The following is a 16,499-nucleotide window of genomic DNA, read 5'->3' as shown; positions in this document are numbered from 1 at the left end:
GCTGCCGCGGACACCGCCCCGTCCGCGCCCGCCGCGCCGGTACCCGCCACACCCGCCGCCGAGGAGCCCGCGAAGCCTGCGGCCAAGGCTCCTGCGAAGCCGAGCCGGAGCAAGCGCGGCAAGGCTCCGATGCCGTCCTGGGAGGACGTGCTGCTCGGGGTGCGCAGCTCCGGTCACTGAGGCTGCAGGCCCGTACTGGTCGGGTGCGCGGGATTCGCGCTCGTGTCCTGTGCTGATGCAACGCAGGACAGGAAAGCGAATCCCGCGCCGACTATTTCCCGCGACAGGTGCCACCCCGGTGGCAATCGAGCATCCGATCGCAACGACTGATTCGCGCAACCGCATGGGTACCTGCCCCGCGACGCCCAGAGCTTGTTCGGCTCCCAAGGTAGGAGCCTGAACACAAATTCCGCAGCTCCTTACCAGTACGGCCCAAAGACCCGGACAGGCGGAGGAGAGCGAGTAGTTTTTGAGGTGGTCGACGACGTGCGTCGGGCCGAGCAGGTCACCGCAGGGGTGCCCCGATCGGCGCCACCGCGCGTTGCTCGAAGTTCGCGGAGTTCATTCGTGCAACTGTCGGGAGGTGCCGGACGTGCTTTCGAGGGCTTCATCGCTGTGGTATGTCGATGCACCCGACCCGTTGGCGGTCTTGCGCGCGAACCACGACCCCAACCGGGACGCCGCCCTCGCACTGGCGAAGCAACTGCACGACGACTGCGACATCCGGCCGATCATGGTCGGTACGCTGGCCGGTTGCGCGGGCCCGGAAGCCGGCCAGGTGTACATCGGTTGCTATCCCGGCGTGACCGTGCTGTGTTCGGTGCAGGCTGCGCGCGTCCATCCGACCGAGATCCCGGAGCTGCTGGTGCGCCCGCTGGCCTCCGAACACACCTACCTGGTGTCCTTCGACGCGAAGCACGGCTGGGGGGCGTTCGCGCACTGGGAGCGCGGCGAACTCCGCAGGTCGTTCAGCTCGACCCGGGTGAACATCCTGGAGGACGAGGGACTTCCGCTGGTGTGGGAGCGACCGTACTGGGCGGGCGAGCATCCGGTCCGGTGGCGCGCGGGCGAATTACCCGACCCGCAGACGCTGCCGTTCGATCCGCTCGGCTTCGCCGACGCCGCCAACAACGAATGGCTCGGCTTCCACTACCGCGCACCCGCGGCGGCCGGGGCGCTCGTGCCGGGTGACATCCCCATCTGCGGATTCACGCTCTACCCCAAGGGCCACGCGCCCGAGCCCGCCAGAGGGGTCCCGGCCGACGGGGAAGCGCATGCGGCCCAGCGCAAGCGGGGCTTGTTCGGCTGGCTGCGCGGCCACGACCGGGTCCTCTAGGTCGGCCGCGGCCCGCTGTGCCCATCAGGCAGCGAGCGCGCCGATCAGCAGGATCGTCCATCCGAGCAGCACACCCACAGCAACGCCGCCGATCACCCACCGGGTCACCGGAGCGAAGCGCCACCGCCACGCGGTGGGCGCGGCACCGCCCGCCGCGACCAGATTCACCGCCACTGCGAGCAGCGGGTGCACCTCGGCCAGCGCAGCGCCGAAGGAGTACACCGCGACCGCCGACAGCAGCGCGACCATGACCGTCACGGCGAGCCCGGCGCCCCACGGCGTCGGGTCCTGGTAGGCCGGGTACGGACGATACGGACCGGTCACGCGGTCCTCACCCGCTCGTAGAAGGCCATCGCCGCCGCGGTCGCGACATTGAGCGAGTCGGTGCCGGGCGTCATCGGGATCCGTGCCCGGATATCGGTGGCCCGCATAGCCTCCTCGGTCAGTCCCGGGCCCTCGGCCCCGAGCAACAACGCCACCCGCTCCCCCGTCATAGCCGTCGCGAGATTCACCGCCGCCGGATTCGGGGTGAGCGCGACGATCTGGAATCCCTTGCGCCGCAGTATATGCAGCCCACCCGGCCAAGCGGGCACGGAGGCGAAGGGCACCCGCAGCACATGGCCCATCGACACCCGCACGGCGCGGCGGTAGAGCGGATCGGCGCAGCGGTCGCCGAACAGGATCGCATCGGCTCCCAGTCCGGCCGCATTGCGGAACATCGCCCCGAGATTCTCGTGGTCGTTGACGCCTTCGAGCACCGCGACGGTCCGCGCCTTCTCGATCACCTCGGCCACATCGAGTTCCGCCGGACGCCGGGCGACGGCGAGCACGCCGCGATTGAGGTGGAAGCCGACCACCTCGGCCATCACCTCGGCCGAGGCGCGGAAATACGGACAATCCACCGCGACGAGGTCGTCGGCCAGTTCGGCGCGCTTGCGTTCCACACCGAGCAGCGCGAGCGGGGTGAATCGCGAATCGAGCATCCGCTGGACGACCACAACGCCCTCGGCGATCACAAGTCCTTTGCGCCCGGGCAGATCGGGCCTCCGGTCGGCCGAGGAGAGATCGCGGAAGTCGTCGACCCTGGGGTCGGCGGGGTCGTCGATATCGATCACTTCGGCCACGGCTCCATCCTGCCGGGCGGCTCCCACCGGGACCGAATCGGCGTTCGCTCAACAGTCGCCTGCACGCGGAAAATCCGATGCGGTCGCATGCGGGAACATGGGATGGTCGAGGCATGACCGTTCCGGGAATCACGATTCGCTCCGCCGTCGATGAGGACGGGCCCGCGATCATGACGCTGGTGGAGACCTCGTTCGGCACCCGCTACGACCCGGCGGAGCTGGACCGGGTACCGCTGCTGTTTCCGCAGCAGAACTCGATCGTCGCGGTGGCGGACGGACAGGTCGTCGGACACGTCCAGTCCACCACCCTGACGGTGACCGTGCCCGGCGAACGGACCGTGCAGGCGTGCGGCATCGCCGGTGTCGGTGTGGCGCCGACGCACCGGCGCCGCGGCATCCTCCGCGCCATGTACACCGAACAGCACCGGCGCATCGAGGCGGCGGGCCTGCCGCTGACCATGTTCACCGCCAGCGAGGGCGGCATCTACGGTCGTTTCGGCTACGGCCCGGCGACCCGGGAGAACGCGGTGACCATCGAGCGCCGATTCGCCGAATTCCTGCCCTCGGCACCGGACCCCGGCGGGGTCACGCTGCGCGATCCGCGCGACATGCGCACGGCGGCGGAGACCATCTACGACCGCTGGCGCAGGTTGGTGCCGGGCGCGCAGGTGCGTCCGACCGCCAGCTGGGACATTCTGTTCGACGACCCGCAACGCTTTCGCGACGGCGGCAGCGGCCTTTTCGCGCTGCTGCACGCCGACGGCTATGCGCTCTATCGGTTCCACTCCGAAGGCCGGGCCAGAACGGTCGAGGTCGTGGAATTGCGCGCGGTCACCGCGGAGGCGCACGCAGCGCTGTGGCGGGCCCTGCTCGGACTGGACCTGGTCCAGCAGGTCGAGGCCGTGCTCACCGACCACGACCCGCTGCCCTACCTGCTCACCGACCCGCGACTGGTGCGCACGAAGGCCCGCTACGACGGCCTGTGGCTGCGCCTCATGGATATTCCCGCCGCACTGGCTGCGCGCGCGTACGCGGGCGATCTGGATGTGGTGCTGGAGGTAACCGACCCGTTCCGTAACGCCGGTGGCACCTTCGTGCTGCGGGTGCGGGACGGACAGGCGGTCTGCGAACCCACCGACCGTGCCGCCGACATCGAACTCGGCATCGACGTCCTCGGCAGCATGTACTTCGGCGCATATCCCGCCCGGCTGTTCGCCGCGGCGAACCGGTTGCGAGCCAAGGATCCCGCCATTCTGCGTGCGTTCGATGACGCCTTTCGCTCCGAACGGGACGCGGTGCTCGGCTGGTTCTTCTGACACGGGCCCGCGTTCCGCCGCCGGGAAGGACAACGATGTCCGAATCGGCGTGGGGCTGGCATGCTGGTTTCATGAAGCCGATTCAGTTGGTTCTCAATATCCTGTGGCTCATCTTCGCCGGTTTCTGGCTGGCGCTCGGCTACATACTGGCGGGGATCATCTGCTTCATCCTGATCATCACGATCCCCTTCGGCATCGCGTCCTTCCGGATCGCGGTCTACGTGCTGTGGCCGTTCGGCCGGACCACGGTGGAGAAGCCCGGCGCGGGCGCGGGCTCGCTGATCGGCAACATCATCTGGTTCATCGTGGCCGGATGGTGGCTGGCGCTCGGGCATCTCCTGACGAGTATTCCGCTGTTTCTGTCGATCATCGGCATTCCGTTCGGCTGGGCCAACCTCAAACTGATACCGATCTCGCTGTTCCCGCTCGGCCGCGAGATCGTGGACAGCGACCAGCCCTTCACGGCTCGGTAGGCGTCGGCAAGGCGGGCGTTCCGCCGGGTCCGCTCGGCTCGCCTGGATCTGCGACACGATAGTGATCCATGTCACAGGTTGTTAACGAAACGACGCCGGGATGCGAAAGTTAGCTAGAAGGTAACTGACTCGCCAGTGCCCCCGCGCCGCGTTTCGGCGCCGAGCCGACCTCAGCAGGAGGGCTCCACCATGACCGACCGCCCAGCTCCACCGGCCGATCAGGACACCGCGCCCCTCGCGCCGATCGCGGCGGTGCTCGGGCTGCTGCTGCTCGTCGCCGCGGCCACGCAACTCACCCATCTCCCGGCGTGGTCCGACGACTACGGCGTGCTGGTCTATCCGGCGTTCGGCCTCTACCTGGCAAGCGCGGCCCGGCTGCTGTGGTGGGGAGCCAAGATCAGATCCGGCTCATCCGCTCTGCACACCGACCCGATGTCGCGGCGGCGGCGATGACGAATCTCGTTGCGGCCGAGACGCCTATTCCGATTCCGCGACGATCTGCTTCATGATTGCGACGGCGCGGCCGAGCACGACGAGTTGGTCCTCGCTGAGTGTCGCCAGCTGTTCGGTCATCCACGCCTCGCGGGCGCTGGCCTCGTCGGCGATCAGCGCACGCCCCGCCGAAGACAACGAGACGATGATCTGGCGGCCATCGGTCGGATGCGGATTGCGCTCCACGAGGTCGAGATCGGTGAGCGAGGCGATCACGCGGGTCATCGACGGCGGCTGGACGCGTTCCTTCGCCGCCAGGGCCCCCGGCGTCATCGCCCCCTCCCGCGCGAGCGTCGCGAGCGCCGAGAGCTGAGTCAGCGAGATCTGCGAATCGGCACGACGTCCGCGCAGGTGCCGCGTCAGCCGAACGACCGCCAGCGAGAGCTCACCAGCGAGGGCTCGAAGATCCGATGGCGTTGTCACAGTGGCAAACGATACGCCGACCGCCGCACGGCGCGGCCGGTTCTCGCCGCTAGAGCCACCTCGCCGCGCTCGGTGGCTACCGGCGGACCGCCACCCCGCGGCCTCCCGAGCCGCGGCCGCCTCAGCTCTCGGCTCCGCCCGGTGCGCGACTACCGACCGACCGCGCCCATTAGGCTGGAGTGCGTGACGCAGAATGTCCCGCAACTTCCACCGCGGCTGACCGATCCGCGCCCCGTGCTCGCGGTCGGCAGCGCGCTGTGGTTGATCGCCACCGTGGTGGTGTGGGTGGGCGGCGACCGGTGGGAGCAGGCCCGCCCGGTCTGTCTGATGGGACTCGTGGTCGGCTTGATCGCCCTGGTGATCTACCTGGTCCAGCGCCGCGGGGCGCGACGCGGCGACAAGGGCGCGCAGACCGGTCTGTAGCCGGCCGGGTTACGGCCCGCCCACCTGGAATTCGTCGGTGATGCCGGTGAACGGGTGCCGCGCGCCGTCGGCACCGAGACGGGTCGCGTAATGCTGGAATCGGTAGCCACCCGGTTCGGCGTCGCGGGGAATATCCCAGGTGAATCGGGCCACCGACGTCGCCGTGCCGTGCTTGCTCCAGAAGAATTTCACCGCCCACTCGCCCTCGTTGGCCACCCGTACCCACTCGCCGGAGGCATTCCTGCGCTGCACCTCCAAGAACGTGCCGTTGCGGCGGTTGTCGTGTTTGGGGTGCGCCGAGACGAATTCGGCCACTACTCGGCCGCCGAGTCCGTAGGACGGGTCCGGCTGCACGAGCACCGCGCCGAAACCGCGGCCGGGTGCGGCGGCATCCGGTCCGGCGCCCGGTTGGAAATTCGGCTGGAGCTGCGAAACGTCGCGCGGCGCCGGGCCACGCGGCACCTGCCGACGTGCGGCGAATGCCGCAGCCAGACGGGTGAATTCCTGCTGATAGGCGCACAGCGTGTAGCGGCCGAACAGTGTCGAGGCGCCCTCGTACTGCTGCGAGTCGTATTCCTCGGGCGTCGTGACGTATTCGTGATAGGCGTTCGCGTAACCCTGCATCAGCACCTGCTCCAGCGGAACATTCAGCGCCTGCGCGACGGCACGACGGATCCGCAGCCCCGATGTAATCGTGAATTCGCCTCCCGCGGCGGCCAAATAGAGCTCACCGATGCGAACGAGCTGAATCGGCAATACATTCGGCACCCACGCGACCGGAGGCAGCAGGCCGAGCGGCGCGGCGATCACCTTGGGAGCCTGCGCGTCAGCCAACCAGGCCGGTGCGGGCTGGGCCGGATCGCCGATCGACCCGAGGAACGGGTTGCGCACCCCTTCCGGGACGGGTCCGCCGGGCAGGCCTGGGCCGTCCTCGACGCTGCCCGCGATAAGTGAAACGCCCGCGGCGGCCGGTGCGGTGCGATGCGGTCGGCCGTCGGGCGTGAAAAGACCATCCACGGCGACGTCGGCCAGGTCGATGTAGCAGAGCATCGCGTCGACGGGTCCCGCGATCGAGCGTGCCCGGGCCAGGGCCGCTTTCGAGGCCAGGTACTGCCGCTCGCCGAGGATGCGGGTGTTCTCGAACTCGTCCTCGGTGGGTCCCGAACCGGGCCGCAGATTCAGATTCGGGGACATGTCGCCCGCGTTGGTCTGTGCGAAGGCGGCGACGAACGACGGCTTGCCGTCCAGGTAGCGCACGCCGTGCTCGATGTGCTCGGCGGAGAACGCGGCGTAACCCTTGTTGTCCGAGCTGATCAGGCGGTTCGCATTGGTCATCGAGGTGTTGTGGGTGGCGAACCAGGTGATCGTCGCGACGGTAGCGCCGCCCTTGTGCAGGGCCAGGGCGGTCACCGCGGGATCGATGGCATCGGGGAAGTGTTGCTTGTCCTCGGGCGGGTTGAGTTCCCAGGCTACCCGGGAACGGTTCACGCTCGCGTTGTGCAGCTCGCCGCGGCCGAGCGCGAGCCAACCGGGGCCGATGTCGGCGTGCGCGGCGGCGATCGCCTCGACGATCCCGTTCACCTCGGCGTCGTACACCTGCTGTTGAAAGCCGAGGATGGAGAGGTTGTAGGCGTAGTCGTTGCTGGAGCCGCCGCAGGTCGCGTGCGAATGCGTCGAGGTGAGCAGGACGTTCTGCTCGGTGTACAGATCACCGAAGCGCCGGGCCAGTTCGGTCAGCACGCCCCGGTGCACGGACTGGAAGATCATGCCGTTCTCGGCGACCACGAAGACCACCCGTCGCCCGGCACTGCCGATGATGAACGCCCTGGCGCGCGGGCGCAGGTGAATGCCAGCGGTCTGCTGCTCGAGCTGGGAGTAGCCCATCATGCCGCATTCGGCGGCCGGTCCGGTGATGTCGGAGAGCCCGACGCCGATCTCATAGCCGCCGGAATCGGGCGCGGCGCCCGCCGGAACGCCGAGTGCGTCACTGATCCCCGGCACCGTGGCGGCCGCGAGCGCAGCCGAACCGACCGCCGCTGCGGCCACAGCAGTTCTGCGCGACACCGGCATGCCCGTCTCCCTTCCGTCCGATGCAGCGAACCACACAACTGGTCACTCGTCCAGTCCAATTTTTTCGGCCCGTGAATTGACTGCGCGCGCAGTGCGCGCTTAACTCCCTTGGGTGTCCTCCCGATTGAGCGTCGAAGAACGACGGGCCCACCTTATCGAGGCCGCGATCGGCCTTGCCGAAAAAAAGGGCGTTGCCGGCGTGACCACGCGCGATGTCGCCCAGGCGGCCGGTGTCTCGCTCGGTGTGGTGCATTACTGTTTCGAAAACAAGGACGCGCTGATGACCGAGCTGGTCAAAGCGTTGTCGATGGAATTGCGCGATTCGGTCGATGCGAACGAAGCGGTTTGGCAAGACATCGAAAGTGGAAAAGAAGCCCTTCAAAAATTGGTCCGCGCCGGACTGGAACTGATGTGGTTGAACATAGAAGCCACTCCGGAACGACAGCTGCTCACTTACGAAACGACCACTTACGCGCTGCGTGAAGGCGAGCAGACCCCGGCGAAACTCGCGATCGCGCGCGAACAGTACAACTTCAACGACTCCACCGTCGCCGACATCCTGGAGCACGCACGCGACGCGACGGCCACCCGGTGGTCGGTGCCGGTGCGGACGCTGAGCCGGTTCACCCTCAATGTCATCGACGGTGTCGTGCTGCGCTGGCTGGTGGACAACGACAGCGAAAGCGTACGCGGGCAGCTGGATCTGCTGAGCGAGATGATCACGAGCTACGCCGAGCAGTAGGCCGCGGCTCAGTTGCGCGGGCGCGGCACCCGGACGTGGACGGTCGAGCCGATACGCCACCAGGGCACCGCGACCGTGGACTCGATCGCGCCGCTCAATCGCACCAGTAGATCGTCGTGCAGCACCAGCTCGCCGTCCTGCACGGGCAAGGTGAACAGCTGGCGCAGCACGACGCCCAGCGGCTCCGCCGCCCAGGTGGTCCGGCGCCCCGGGTCGGCGACCTCGGCGGTGACCGCCTCCGAGACCAGCGGCAGATCGAGCAGAGCCGCTAGGGCCGAAGCGGTTTCGGCGTCACCGACCACCAAGCGGTCCGGCGGCACGGCCAAGCCGAACCACGGCTGATCGAGGACGAACGCGTCCCCCGGATCGACCACGGCGCCGGACAGCGCGCGCACGCGATCGGGCGGCTCGAGGTCGGTGAGATCGAGCAGGTTCGCCGCGACGGCAGCGGACAAACGGGCGTGCGTGCGCGAAACAATCTCCGGGACAGGCATTTTGGACGGATCGGCGAGCGCTTCCAGCAGCGCGGAAGCCAGCTCGTCGGTGATCGAGTCCGGATTTGCCAGGACGGCGCGCAAGGCGTCGGGATCGACATCCGGCGCGGCGAAAACGGGTAGCAGTCCCGCGAATTCAGTGTCACCGGGATGGCGCAGCAGCCCCAGCGGGGTGCCGTCGATCCGTGCGTATCCGCGCAGCCACCACGCGGTGTAACCCTCGGCGTCGGTCAGTAGGCGTCGCGTCCGCGGCGTTGCCGCCAACTGCCGCAACGCCTCCGGCCACGCGGTGTCGTCCACCAGGTCGAGGTCGCGGACCGCGGCCAGTTCCGGCGGATCGTCCGGCAGCGTCGACCACCAGCGTTCCTCGTCGGCCAGATCGTGGTCCGGCCCGGTGGGATCGGCCTCGACGATCACACTGAAATCCCAGCCAACACCGATGGCGCGCAACGCGTCCGGCCCGTAACGATCCACCAGGTCGGGGTCGACCGTCCCGAACGGCGCGTCCGGCACCAGCAGGTCACGCAACGGCGCATCGGGCAGCAGCAGTTCGTCAGCGGGCAGCGTTTCGCCCTCGGTGCCGGGCAATTCGAGCAGCCGGAGCCAGGACGGCAACGCGGCCGGATCGGCGTGCGCGGCGAGACGCAGGACCGCGTCGGCGGTGTCGGGATCGCCAGGGTGGTCCTCCAGCTCGGCGCGCAGGGCCGGATCGCTCAATAGTTCCTCGGCGGTGGCCGATCGCGCACCGAGCCGCGCCAGTAGCGGATGCGCTGCGTCCGGATGCGCGAGTCTGGCCCAGTGCACCGGGATCGCGACCTCGAGGTGGTCGTCCAGCACCACTGTGCGCGGACCGGTGACGAGCCTGCCGTCGGCCAGCGGCACCGCCAGCGCGCCGAGTTCTTCCGCCGCGAGGGGATCGACCACGAAGGTCTCCAACGCCGCGTAGAACGACCGCCACCACTCCGGAGGCCGCTCCAGCCCGCTCGACAGCTCCGCGAGCCGGGCCAATCCGATCCGGTGCACGTCCAGCACGCCCATGGCCTCGGCCTGTGCCCGCCCGGAGAGGTCAGGGATCACCAACGGACCGACCACGTCCGCGAGCAGCGTGGACAATTCGGCGGTCAGACCGGTGAAAACGGATGCGCGGGTGGGGACCGCGACGTCAAGGGACGGCTCGGTGGCGGTCGGCGCAGCGTCCGCCCACAGTGGTTCGCCGGCCGTGGCGGGAAGCTCGCCGTCGAACCCTTCCCGATGGCCGGCGAGGACGGGAAGCCAAGGGTGGGTCTGCAATTCGCGGATCAGAGCTTCGCGGAGCAGACCGTCGGCCTCGCTGCGCGCGAAACCGGGCGCGGGGACGAGCACGAGGCGGTCGCGCGGCGGCAGAGCGCGGGCGAAATCCGCGTAGCCTTCGGCCAAGTCGCCCAGGCGGGCGCCGGGCAACAATCTCCGGCGATCCGGTTGCATCGCGATATCGGCGATGAGCAGCGCGGGCAGCGATAGTTCCTCATCGGACCTGGTCGGTGCCCGGAGCACGTCCGCAGCCGCGGACACCGGCTTGCCGTCGCGCACCGGCAGCAGCCAGCGGGCGCGCGGCGCGCGGTACTGCCACCAGGTCCGTTGTTCGCTGCCGGGGCCGTCGACGTACACCTCGTGCATGCCGTCGCCCATGTCCTCGGCGCTGCTGACCAATTCGTCCGTGCCGATGCGGATGCACTGCAACGCTGGCAGTTCCAGCAGCAGGTCGACGGCTTCCGCGCGCATCGCGGCCAGCAATGCGTCGGCGTCCACGTCCTCGTGCAGGCGCAGCACGATCTCGGTGTCCAGACCATCGGCGGGTCGCGCCTGGACAGGCCAAGCCAACCGCAGCACCGGAGGGGCGAATTCGCCCGTTTCGACGGAGGGGACCCGGATCTCGTTCCGGTGCAGGGCGTCCTTGGTCCGCGCGCGGGAGAACCGGAGGGATCCCGAGGTCGAACGCACCTCGATGTCGTCGCTCACCGCGAGCACCGCGGTGAATCCGACGCCGAACCGGCCCACCGTGCCGGTCTCGGCCTTTCCGGACGCGCGCAGGGCGGTCAGTGCGTGCACGCCGGAAATGTCCAGCGGCGCACCGGTATTGCCGATGTGCAGATCCCGGCCGTCGAGCCGGACCACCAGGCGACCGGCGATGCCCGCCTTACCCGCGGCGTCGGCCGCGTTCTGCGCCAACTCGGTGAGCAGCCGGTCGCGGTAGCCCGCGCGCACCAGGTCGTTCTCGGTGGCGGCATCCTCACGCAACCGGGTCGGCGAATCGCGCCATGCGGCGAGCACTGCCGTGCGCAGCGTCCACGTGCCGAACGGATCGGCGGCCCCGGTCAACTCTGCGGCGATGACGGGAACTCCGGCCGCGCCTCGGCCCCACCGGCCGGCTCGATGTCCGAATCAGCCTGCGTGCCAGCCTCTTCGATGTCAGTCGGCTCCGCGACCGACCTCTCCGAGGCGCCCGATTCCGATTCGGCAGCGGGCTCCGGCGCAGCCTCGACGATGGGCTGGACCGCGTTCGGCGCGGCCGCAGCCGATCCAGCCGGATCGGCGTCCGACGAGTCCGATTCCCCTGTGTTCGATACGGCATCGTTCGGTCGAGTCGTGGGCTGCACCGAGTCCGACTCGATGGCAGGCCACTCCGTCGCGGTTGCGGCGGGCTCGACCGAAGTCTGCGACTCATCCGCGGGGGATTCGGTTGCCTCGCGTGCCGGGGCGGTGGTGCTCTGCGTGCCAGCCGAGCTGCTGGCGAACCCCGCCTCCACCGACGCTGGGCCACTTTCGCCACCCACAGCGGGATGGGACGAGACGGTCGTGCCGGGCTTCTGCTCGGCGGTCTCGCCCACACCGCCGGTGTCGATCGTCACCGCGCCCGACTCGTCGCCAGCCGGCTCATCAGGCACGGCACTGTGGTCCGCCGCACTTGCGGGACCGTCGACGGCCGCGGATTCCACACCGGTGTTCTCGGGCGAGGCACTCGATTCGGCAACTGCGGCGGCCGCATCGCTTTCGTCAGCTTCGCTCGCGCCGGTCACCGCGTCCGCGAGGGCGGCCGGTTCCGATACATCGGCAGCTGTGGTCTCGGCTACGGGCTCCGCACTGTGTTCCTCGGGCGAGGCACTCGATTCGGCAACTGCGGCGGGCGCATCGCTTTCGTCAGCTTCGCTCGCGCTCGTAACCGTGTCAGCGACGACGACGCCGAGCGCGGACACCTCGGTAGCCGTGGTCTCGGCGACGGTATCGCCTTCGATCGCGGCGTCACCTTCGACAACGGCGACACCCTCGGCCACCGCCGCGCTAGAGGCATCCTCCGCCTGCTCGGCGGCAGCGCCGGACCCATCGCCCCCGACCTCGGCCGCTGGATGCTCGCCCGCGTCTGTCGCGTCTGTCGCGGCTTCAGTGGCGGCCTGCTCGGCGACGCGTGACGCGGGCTCGGCACGCGTCGCCGGCTCCAGCGAGATCATCTCGATCGCCGCGTCGTCGTACGCCTGGTGCAGCGGGGAGCCGCTGCCGCTGGGCACCTCGGTGTCGGAGTGGGCGCCGCAGCCGTAGGCGATATGGACCACGCGCCCGTCAGCGCCCATGGCGTTGCCGCACACGCCGAACGCGGCGCGCAGCGACCCGGCCAGCGGCAGATAGAAGCCGCAGGTCCCGCAGGTGCCCGGTGCGGCCTTGGCCATCTCGGTGTCGGGGCCGTGTTCGGCGTACCAGCGCTCGGCGGCCTCTTCGCGGCCTTCCTTGCTCAGCACCTTGGTGCGGCCGAGGCCCACCTCGTAGGCGGCTTCGTCGACGACCGGATCGCCGGTCGCGACATAACCGGGCACCAGGCGCGGATCGTCGGCAGGCGGTGCGAGCAGATCCCCTGGCGCCAGGTCACCGGGACGAATCCGCTGCTCCCACGGCACGAAGTCGGGCGCGACCAAGGCATCCGGCCCGGGCAACAGCGCCGACTCGCTGACCGTCGCGTGATCAGCCCCGGGCGGGGCGGCCACCACGACGGCCCATTGCCAGCCGCGATAGCCGGGCAGCGTGGCTTCGAATCGGTGCGTCGCCGAACTCTCGTCCTCGGCGATCACACCCAGGTACGTCCCCACCGCTACCGGTTCCAACTCCAGGAGCGCACGGCGGGCCAGGTCGACGGCATCAGCCAGAATCGGCCGCATGCCGGACTCCGAAACAGAAACTGCGCTCACGGCCTACATTTTGCCGTATGAATCGCAGTCGGCGTCGGTTGGCCATCGGTGTGCTGGTCGCTCTGCTCGTCGCGGGTGGATGCAGTGCCGCCGAGAAGCAGGCAGCCAGGATGAACATCGAGGTAGTCGGCACCAGACCACACGACCGCCAGGCGTTCACCCAAGGACTGGAGGTCGACGGCGACGTCCTGTACGAAGGCACCGGCCTGGCCGGAGCGTCGAGCGTGCGCGCGTCGCGGCTGGCGACCGGCGAGGAGCTGGCCAGGGCGGAATTGCCCGCGCCTTACTTCGGGGAGGGCATCACCCTCGCCGGTGCCACCCTCTGGCAGCTCACCTGGCATGACGGCGTGGCCATCGCCAGGGACTCGGCCACGCTCGCCGAGCGCGGCAGGGCACGCTACGACGGCGAGGGCTGGGGCCTGTGCTCCGGAAACGGGCGGCTGGTGATGAGCGACGGCACCGACCGGCTCACCTTCCGTGATCCGGTCACCTTCGCCGCGACCGGAACGGTCACTCTGACCAGCTGGAACAACGCGCGCCTCAACGAGCTCGAATGCGCGGCGGACGGGTCGGTCTACGCCAACGACTGGCCCACCGACACCATCCTGCGCATCGACCCGGAGTCCGGCCAGGTCTTGGCGGCCATCGACGCCACCGGTTTGCTCCCCGCGACCGCGCGGGCCGGCGCGGACGTGCTCAATGGCATCGCCCAACTGCCCGGTACCGACCGGTTCCTGATCACGGGCAAGAACTGGCCGACAATGTTCGAAGTCCGCTTCACACCGGCATGAGCGACGGGACCGCACACGCCGCCACGGAGCGCGAGTGAACGCCAAGCGCGGGAGTACGCCAGAATTGGAGGCGTGACTACTCCCCGTGAGCCCTCCGGTCCCGACCGTGATCGGTGGGCACGCGAGGAGTCCCCGCCCTTCGAACGGCATCCCGGCTTCGACCGCTACCCGCCACCCGACGCGCCGCGTCGCCGCAGGCCACTGCCACCACTCGAACCGGAAGCGCGACGCGCGGGCCAACGCCACGACCAGCCGGGATCACCGGCGCCGGGCCGACGCGACGAAACGCCGCGAACCGAATACCGGGCGACCAACCGCTCGCCACGCGGAAACGAACCCGAGCGGCCGGAGTCCTCCGATCGCACATCTCGTCGCGTTTTCCCGCGTCGCCCACAACCACCCCGGCACGCCGAGCCGCCGAGCCGCACCGAACGCGACTATCCCGAGACCCTCGTCCAGGAGCAGATCGAACCCGACGAAACTCCGGCTCAGCAGGACGGACAGCGCGTCCCCCGCAAGCTCACCGTCACCCGCGTGGCCGCCATGCGCGGCAGGGAACTCACCGAGAAGGGCATCGCGACCTTCCAGCGCGCGGCCAAGGCCGACGGCGCGGACAAGTCCGGACTCACGGCGCTCACCTACGCGACCATGGCGAACTTCGCCCTCGACGCGGCCATCGCGGTGGCACTGGCCAACACCTTGTTCTTCGCCAGCGCCACCGCGGAGAGCAAGACGAACGTCGCGCTGTACCTGCTGATCACTATCGCGCCGTTCGCCGTGATCGCGCCGCTGATCGGCCCGATGCTCGACCGACTGCAGCGCGGCCGCAGACTGGCGCTGGCCACCTCGTTCGCGGTGCGAGCGGTGCTCGCGGTGGTCCTGATCATCGAGTTCGACACCTGGGGGCTGTATCCGCTCGCCCTGTGCATGATGATCGGCAGCAAATCGTTCTCCGTGCTCAAGAGCGCGGTGACGCCACGCGTGCTGCCACCGGATATCGATCTGGTCCGCACGAACTCCCGGCTCACGGTGTTCGGTTTGGTCGGCGGCACCATCGGCGCCGGAGCGCTGGCCGGGCTGGCGGCCGCCATTGCGGGCTCCAACGGCGCGTTGGTATTCGCCGTGCTGATCGCCTGCGCCGGAACGTATCTGAGCCTGCGCATCCCGTCCTGGGTCGAGGTAACCGAAGGTGAGGTGCCCGCGACGCTGAGCTATCACGGCGCCGACGCGCACACCGAGGTGCTCTCGTCCGGCAAAGAGTCGACGGTGCCGCCGCGCAAGCGCAGGCAGCCGCTCGGCCGCGCGGTGGTGACCGGACTGTGGGGCAACGGCGCCATCCGCGTGCTGACCGGGTTTCTCACCTTCTACGTCGCGTTCGTCGCCAAGGCGACCGAGCACCGACCGGTGCAGCAGGCCGCCATGCTCGGCGTGGTCGGCGCGGCCGCGGCGATCGGCAATTTCGCGGGCAACGCGACCGGCGCCCGGCTCAAGCTCGGCAAGCCGTCACTGATCGTGCTCGGCTGCACCGCGGCGTGCGCGTTCGTCGCGCTGTTCGCGACGTTCGCGAACAATCTGCTCGGCGCGGCGGTCGCCGCCCTGGTCGCGGCCGCGACGAGCGCGCTGGCCAAGGTGTCGCTGGACGCCGCGATCCAGGACGACCTGCCGCCCGAGTCGATCGCTTCCGGCTTCGGGCGATCGGAGACCGTTCTGCAGCTCAGCTGGGTTGTCGGCGGGTCGGCGGGCGTGCTGCTGCCGACCGATTACTGGAAGGGATTCGCGGTGATCACCGCGATACTCGCGATCGGCTTGGTGCAGACTTTCGTGAGCTTCCGAGGGCACTCGCTGCTGCCCGGCCTCGGCGGCAACCGTCCGCAGCACGCCGAGCAAGAGGTTCCGGCGTCCCGGCCGCACGGACACCCGGCGAGCACACCCCGTGCGCACGGCCGCGCGCCGCGGCGCGGCGGCGACACCACACGCATCCAACGAGGGCAAGGAGACCCGATCTGGTGAGCAAGCTCAACGCACGCACGATCGTCGCGCTGGTCGCGGCCGCCCTGCTCGTGCTCACCGTCGCCTTCGTCGGCGTGCTGGCGGTGCTGATCCGCAACGCCGACGAACCGGATGTCACCCTCACCGCCTACGCGCACGGCGAAACGGTCACAGTACGGCCGTTCAGCTACTGCGCGGTGACCATGCAGAATTGCAGCATCTTGCCCGCGGACACCGTAGAAGGCACGCTGTTCGCGTCGCTGACTTGTGCTCCCGACACGCCGGACTGCCATCGCGGCCGCACCGTCGAACTGGAGGTTCCCGCGGGCTATCCCCTTCAGCTATCGCTGCCGAAGCAGGTCGCCGACGCGCCATGGCTGGCTCAGTTGGTCTACATCCTGCCGTCCGGCGAGAAGGTCGACCGGGTGATCAGCCGCAACGACTACCCCGACCGCGCCCTGGCGCTCACCATCGAGTCGAAACCCGAGCCCGACCTGCGTCTCGTCGGCGTCGAATTCCAGCTCCCGATCCTCGCCCGCGATGAAACGGGCAAGGAGTTCTACCTGCCGCACGCCACCTGGTCGATCAGCACGGCGTAGGTCGGACTCCACC

16 protein-coding genes are annotated in these 16,499 nt (G+C 69.3%); 10 read left to right on the top strand and 6 right to left on the bottom strand.

Annotation, left to right across the window (positions count from 1 at the left end; genetic code table 11):
- Window positions 1–180 (top strand): septation protein SepH (gene sepH / locus NA4_RS41955; RefSeq protein WP_245671512.1); only part of this gene is annotated, 180 nt, incomplete at its 5' end.
- 412 nt (window positions 181–592) lie between these two features.
- A complete protein-coding gene (locus NA4_RS20685; protein ID WP_084497287.1) occupies window positions 593–1,336 on the top strand; it encodes a DUF6928 family protein in 744 nt (247 codons plus the stop codon).
- Between the two features lie 24 nt (window positions 1,337–1,360).
- On the opposite strand, the gene NA4_RS20680 is transcribed toward NA4_RS20685, so the two are convergent.
- Window positions 1,361–1,660 (bottom strand): DUF2537 domain-containing protein, encoded by a 300-nt coding sequence (locus NA4_RS20680; RefSeq protein WP_281180046.1) that lies wholly within the window; start codon window positions 1,658–1,660, stop codon window positions 1,361–1,363.
- Window positions 1,657–2,460, bottom strand: coding sequence for a TrmH family RNA methyltransferase (locus tag NA4_RS20675; RefSeq protein ID WP_067472265.1), 804 nt, complete (start codon window positions 2,458–2,460; stop codon window positions 1,657–1,659). Before NA4_RS20675 ends, NA4_RS20680 begins: the two co-directional genes overlap by 4 nt.
- Before the next feature lie 113 nt (window positions 2,461–2,573).
- Here NA4_RS20675 and NA4_RS20670 point away from each other — a divergent pair, with 113 nt between their 5' ends.
- From NA4_RS20670 to NA4_RS20660, 3 genes are all read left to right on the top strand, one after another.
- Window positions 2,574–3,776: a GNAT family N-acetyltransferase gene (locus NA4_RS20670; RefSeq protein WP_067472262.1), complete on the top strand. Its 1,203-nt coding sequence runs from the start codon at window positions 2,574–2,576 to the stop codon at window positions 3,774–3,776.
- A gap of 71 nt (window positions 3,777–3,847) precedes the next feature.
- On the top strand, window positions 3,848–4,249 hold the full coding sequence (locus NA4_RS20665) for a YccF domain-containing protein (protein ID WP_067472258.1): 402 nt from the start codon (window positions 3,848–3,850) through the stop codon (window positions 4,247–4,249).
- 189 nt (window positions 4,250–4,438) lie between these two features.
- Window positions 4,439–4,702 (top strand): hypothetical protein, encoded by a 264-nt coding sequence (locus NA4_RS20660; protein ID WP_067472255.1) that lies wholly within the window; start codon window positions 4,439–4,441, stop codon window positions 4,700–4,702.
- A 24-nt stretch (window positions 4,703–4,726) separates the two neighbouring features.
- On the opposite strand, the gene NA4_RS20655 is transcribed toward NA4_RS20660, so the two are convergent.
- A complete protein-coding gene (locus NA4_RS20655; RefSeq protein ID WP_067472252.1) occupies window positions 4,727–5,164 on the bottom strand; it encodes a MarR family winged helix-turn-helix transcriptional regulator in 438 nt (145 codons plus the stop codon).
- A gap of 183 nt (window positions 5,165–5,347) precedes the next feature.
- On the opposite strand from NA4_RS20655, the gene NA4_RS20650 reads away from it, so the two are divergent.
- Window positions 5,348–5,587, top strand: coding sequence for a DUF2530 domain-containing protein (locus NA4_RS20650; protein ID WP_067472249.1), 240 nt, complete (start codon window positions 5,348–5,350; stop codon window positions 5,585–5,587).
- Between the two features lie 9 nt (window positions 5,588–5,596).
- Here the strand turns inward: NA4_RS20650 and NA4_RS20645 are convergent, their stop codons facing one another.
- Window positions 5,597–7,657, bottom strand: a complete 2,061-nt coding sequence (locus NA4_RS20645) for a neutral/alkaline ceramidase (protein WP_067472246.1) — start codon at window positions 7,655–7,657, stop codon at window positions 5,597–5,599.
- A gap of 124 nt (window positions 7,658–7,781) precedes the next feature.
- Between NA4_RS20645 and NA4_RS20640 the strand changes: the two genes are divergently transcribed.
- Complete coding sequence (locus NA4_RS20640) at window positions 7,782–8,399, top strand: TetR/AcrR family transcriptional regulator (RefSeq protein WP_245671511.1); 618 nt, start codon at window positions 7,782–7,784, stop codon at window positions 8,397–8,399.
- 8 nt (window positions 8,400–8,407) lie between these two features.
- On the opposite strand, the gene NA4_RS20635 is transcribed toward NA4_RS20640, so the two are convergent.
- Together NA4_RS20635 and NA4_RS43690 are read right to left on the bottom strand one after the other, a co-directional pair.
- Window positions 8,408–11,251, bottom strand: coding sequence for a sacsin N-terminal ATP-binding-like domain-containing protein (locus NA4_RS20635; RefSeq protein WP_067472239.1), 2,844 nt, complete (start codon window positions 11,249–11,251; stop codon window positions 8,408–8,410).
- Window positions 11,248–13,107 carry a DUF3027 domain-containing protein gene (locus tag NA4_RS43690; protein WP_373862811.1) on the bottom strand — a complete coding sequence of 620 codons (1,860 nt, stop codon included), beginning with the start codon at window positions 13,105–13,107 and terminating at the stop codon, window positions 11,248–11,250. The genes NA4_RS20635 and NA4_RS43690 overlap by 4 nt, the downstream gene beginning before the upstream one ends.
- A 17-nt stretch (window positions 13,108–13,124) precedes the next feature.
- Between NA4_RS43690 and NA4_RS20625 the strand changes: the two genes are divergently transcribed.
- The 3 genes from NA4_RS20625 to NA4_RS20615 all read left to right on the top strand — a co-directional run bounded on the left by NA4_RS20625 (window position 13,125) and on the right by NA4_RS20615 (window position 16,486).
- Entirely contained in the window at window positions 13,125–13,898 is a 774-nt protein-coding gene (locus NA4_RS20625; protein ID WP_067472236.1) for a glutaminyl-peptide cyclotransferase, read from the top strand.
- 72 nt (window positions 13,899–13,970) lie between these two features.
- Window positions 13,971–15,908: an MFS transporter gene (locus NA4_RS20620; protein WP_067472233.1), complete on the top strand. Its 1,938-nt coding sequence runs from the start codon at window positions 13,971–13,973 to the stop codon at window positions 15,906–15,908.
- The gene (locus NA4_RS20615) at window positions 15,905–16,486 is read left to right on the top strand and encodes a DUF2771 domain-containing protein (protein ID WP_067472230.1); all 582 of its coding nucleotides are present in this window, start codon (window positions 15,905–15,907) and stop codon (window positions 16,484–16,486) included. Before NA4_RS20620 ends, NA4_RS20615 begins: the two co-directional genes overlap by 4 nt.
- Window positions 16,487–16,499 lie beyond the last annotated feature (13 nt).

It is taken from the genome of Nocardia amamiensis NBRC 102102 (assembly GCF_001612745.1).
In the GTDB taxonomy this organism is placed as follows: domain Bacteria; phylum Actinomycetota; class Actinomycetes; order Mycobacteriales; family Mycobacteriaceae; genus Nocardia; species Nocardia amamiensis.
This window is presented reverse-complemented; position numbering and strand designations above follow the sequence as displayed.

Bases quoted from the DNA above. Each gene is read 5' to 3' on its own strand.
- NA4_RS20670 (WP_067472262.1), top strand. From the start codon at position 2,574: ATGACCGTTCCGGGAATCACGATTCGCTCCGCCGTCGATGAGGACGGG.
- NA4_RS20665 (WP_067472258.1), top strand. From the start codon at position 3,848: ATGAAGCCGATTCAGTTGGTTCTCAATATCCTGTGGCTCATCTTCGCC.
- NA4_RS20660 (WP_067472255.1), top strand. From the start codon at position 4,439: ATGACCGACCGCCCAGCTCCACCGGCCGATCAGGACACCGCGCCCCTC.
- NA4_RS20645 (WP_067472246.1), bottom strand. From the start codon at position 7,657: ATGCCGGTGTCGCGCAGAACTGCTGTGGCCGCAGCGGCGGTCGGTTCG.
- NA4_RS20625 (WP_067472236.1), top strand. From the start codon at position 13,125: ATGAATCGCAGTCGGCGTCGGTTGGCCATCGGTGTGCTGGTCGCTCTG.